The 3,490-nt window shown below is 30.6% G+C and carries 4 protein-coding genes; 1 reads left to right on the top strand and 3 read right to left on the bottom strand.

All coding sequences use genetic code 11. The features are described from left to right. The 3 genes from xylB to JJE11_RS16710 form a co-directional block, all read right to left on the bottom strand. Positions 1-959, bottom strand: a 959-nt coding sequence (xylB, locus tag JJE11_RS16720; protein WP_291637661.1) for a xylulokinase, incomplete at its 3' end; no start/stop codon positions are given. Between the two features lie 11 nt (positions 960-970). Next, positions 971-2,152: an ROK family transcriptional regulator gene (locus JJE11_RS16715; RefSeq protein ID WP_291637659.1), complete on the bottom strand. Its 1,182-nt coding sequence runs from the start codon at positions 2,150-2,152 to the stop codon at positions 971-973. Positions 2,153-2,302: 150 nt separating this feature from the next. Next, the gene (locus JJE11_RS16710; RefSeq protein ID WP_291637657.1) at positions 2,303-2,686 is read right to left on the bottom strand and encodes a hypothetical protein; all 384 of its coding nucleotides are present in this window, start codon (positions 2,684-2,686) and stop codon (positions 2,303-2,305) included. A 302-nt stretch (positions 2,687-2,988) separates the two neighbouring features. Here JJE11_RS16710 and JJE11_RS16705 point away from each other — a divergent pair, with 302 nt between their 5' ends. Then, entirely contained in the window at positions 2,989-3,477 is a 489-nt protein-coding gene (locus JJE11_RS16705; protein ID WP_291637655.1) for a hypothetical protein, read from the top strand. The last annotated feature ends 13 nt before the right edge of the window (positions 3,478-3,490 follow it).

Here is a 3,490-nt window from a genome sequence, read left to right as displayed (position 1 = left end):
GAATTCTTATTTTCTAGTCCACATAAATTATCTTTAAACCATTTTAAAGACAATCCTGCTGCTTGAGTAACTCCCATGATATGCCAAGCACCTGGCACCGCATGACAAAAGGTATGTACCCTACCTTTTTTATCTATAGTAATTTTATCAGTATGTGCGAATACTACTCCTGAAGTACCAATAGTAGAAGAAACTACCCCTGGTCTAACGATACCATTTCCTATAGCTCCAGCAGCTTGATCTCCTGCGCCTCCAACTACCTTTGTTCCTTCTTTAAGTCCTGTAAGTTTTGCGGCCTCTTTATTAACTGTTCCAGTTACTTCTTGTGATTCATAAACTTTCCCAAGTAAGGACTTGTTAATATGAAGTTTTTCTAATACCTCTTCGCTCCAATTTCTGTTAGGAACATCTAAAAGCTGCATCCCACTGGCATCTGATACTTCTGTACAAAAGTCTCCAGTAAGCATAAATCTTATATAATCTTTTGGAAGAAGTATTTTATAAGTTTTTTCATAAATCTCTGGTTCATGTTTCTTAACCCACATAATTTTAGAGGCAGTAAAACCTGTTAATGCAGGATTAGCTGTTATTTCAATTAATCTCTCAGCGCCAACTAGTTTTGTTATTTCCTCGCATTCATCTGATGTTCTTTGATCGCACCATATTATTGAAGGTCTTAACACCTTTCCATCTTTATCTAGCATAACCAAACCATGCATTTGTCCAGATAGACCTATTCCTTTAATATCTTCAATGTTTACTCCGCTTTTTTGTATTACGTTGCTTATTGTAGCGACTACTGCATCCCACCAATCTTCGGGTTTTTGCTCAGCCCATCCGATTTCTGGTTGATATAAAGGGTACTCCTGTGCAGAACTTGAAATATTATTACCTTTTTGATCAAACAATATAGTTTTTGTACCTGAAGTTCCTATATCTATTCCTAACACATAGGTCATAAAATCTCCTCCTAAATATTTTTTTCATTTACTGAAAATAAATTTTGCAAGGGTAGTAGCGCTGCGCCTAATATGGAAGAATCTTTTTTTAGTTTTGATGTAAATATTTTAAGATTAGTATCACCATAAAAACTATTTTCCACAAAGACTTTTTCTTTTAAATCCACAAGATAGTACTCTGAAAAGTCACTTATTTCTCCACCTAAAACCACATAATGTGGATCAAAGATAAGTACAATATTTTGAATCCCTATAGCAAGATAATTTATATAATTTTGGAGTGATATCATTGCAATAGTTTCCTTTTGCTGCACTCTTGAGAAAAACTCTTTTAATGTGTCTACAGGATTTAAACTTTTCGAATTATAATCTTCCATTAAAGATTTCTTAGATGCATATTGCTCAAGGCATCCTTTTCTCCCACAATTACAAGGCTTACCATTAGCCACAATAGTCATATGTCCGAGTTCTCCAGCTCTTTTATTTTTTCCTTTATAAAGATGATCTTGAATTACAACACCGGCGCCTATACCTTCATTAATAGAAATATAAACTAGATTCCTCATTTTTTTAGCAATACCTAGAGTTAACTCACCAAAAGCAGCTGAGTTAGCTTCATTCTCTAGATATATAGGAAACTGTAATATCTTAACAAACCTGCTAAAGCTAACATTTTCAAGTCCTATATTTGGTGCTAGTTCAAGAATTAAGCTTTCTTCATTAACTGTACCCGGAAGTGAAAACCCGATGCCAAGAATATCCTTATGATTAACTTTTTTTTCGCCAAGCATGTTATTAATGATTCCATGAATTTTCTCCATAATATCATCCATATTTTTAAAATCGTGAACCTTAAAACTAGCATCAAATTTTATCTCGGCTTCAAGATTAATTAAAATAATTCTAACATTATTTAATGTAAATTCTACTCCAAATGAATATTTAGAATTTGGTAAGAATCTAACAATAATAGGTTTTCTTCCACCTGTTGATCCTTCAACCCCAGCCTCTTCAACTAAACCTTCTTTTATTAGCTCATTAACATTTGCAATTACCGTGGGAATACTAACACCAATTTCTTTTGAAATATTTTGTTTAGTATACTCCCTTTTTTCAGCAATAAGATTAAGTATTTTCTTTCTGTTTGAATCTTTTATTGTGTCTTGATTTATGTTGTTTTTATAATTTAACATAATTTTCACCACATATCATTGTATTTAGTGCAGCAGTAATATATCGCCACTCTAGTATCCTTAACTTGATTTTGTATGTTTACATTATAACAGTTCTTTTAAACTTTTTAAACCCATTTTATAAAGTTATTTTTACTGATTAGTTACAGATTATTTTTTAAATATCATTCCATTCTCCCAAAGTTCCAATACAATATCCATCTGTCCATCATGTTCCTTATTATCAGTTACCAGACTCCACAGTTCTTCAGCTTCAAATATCTTATGCATGTTCTTCTCTAAAATACCAACTGCGGTAAGGCCATAATATTTGTTTTTTTTCGAAGCGGTGTACTTTCCCTTTTCTATCCCCTTAACTAGGCCTTCTTCACACAGTCCAAGAAAAGTACTTTTAGGACATACTTTTCTCTGACTACTTGTCCCTTCTCCGAATAATTCTATTGATACTATTTGCCAAGCTTCTCTTGGAGTTAAGCTATTATCTTCTAAGATTAATTTTAAAGATTTTAATGCGCATTCTCCAAATTTACTCATTATATCACTCCCCCTTAATAATATTCTTTATAAATTCACTTCTTATTCTTAACCATATTCATCTCACTGCAAGGTTTTACAATTTATTATTTAAATCCTCAATAACTTCATTCTATCATATTGTTTTTACTAAATTAAGGGAATATTGTCATATTGGAAATTAAAATTGATGCCTCTCTAAATCAATCCAACGGGTTCATATATATACTACAGTAATAAGTTGCATTTCAAAATTATAGAAAACATGTTATAATTTAAGTGGGATTATTGATAAAGAAATAGCTTTTTCGGAGGGGATATCAATGGATACTATTAAAAAATTATATGTGATTATGATTATTTTTGTTTTAATACTAATAATAATAAAATTATATAAAGTAATCCAGCATAGAAAACTTATTATAAACGCAAAGCAAAGTAGATTTTCGACTATTTTTTGGGTTGCAATGATTATATTTTGGGTTTTGATGATTATAGCTTTTGGTATAATAGGGTATATAAACTATAGGAATAACGCTTATATTGATATTTTAAATAATATAATGTGGATTGAATTAGCAATTTTTAATCTAATAGGGATTTTGGAAAGTTCAGGAATAAGAGAAAATGGGATATATCGTTCTGGTAAATTTTACAAATGGTCTAAAGTTCAAAGTTATAGTTGGATATTACCAACTACTATTCAATTTAAAGTTAATACATTTTTCTCACCTAATTACAGTTTTGAATTTGTCATAAAAGAAGAATTAAAATCAAAAGTAAATGAAACAGTACAAAAATATGTTCTTTAAATCTTAATTAAGG

The sequence above is a fragment of the Clostridium sp. genome (assembly GCF_016650095.1).
Taxonomy (GTDB): domain Bacteria; phylum Bacillota; class Clostridia; order Clostridiales; family Clostridiaceae; genus Clostridium_AD.
This window is presented reverse-complemented; position numbering and strand designations above follow the sequence as displayed.

Excerpts from the sequence above, each read along its gene's own strand:
- JJE11_RS16715 (WP_291637659.1), bottom strand. The coding sequence starts at position 2,152 with ATGTTAAATTATAAAAACAACATAAATCAAGACACAATAAAAGATTCA.
- JJE11_RS16710 (WP_291637657.1), bottom strand. The coding sequence starts at position 2,686 with ATGAGTAAATTTGGAGAATGCGCATTAAAATCTTTAAAATTAATCTTA.
- JJE11_RS16705 (WP_291637655.1), top strand. The coding sequence starts at position 2,989 with ATGGATACTATTAAAAAATTATATGTGATTATGATTATTTTTGTTTTA.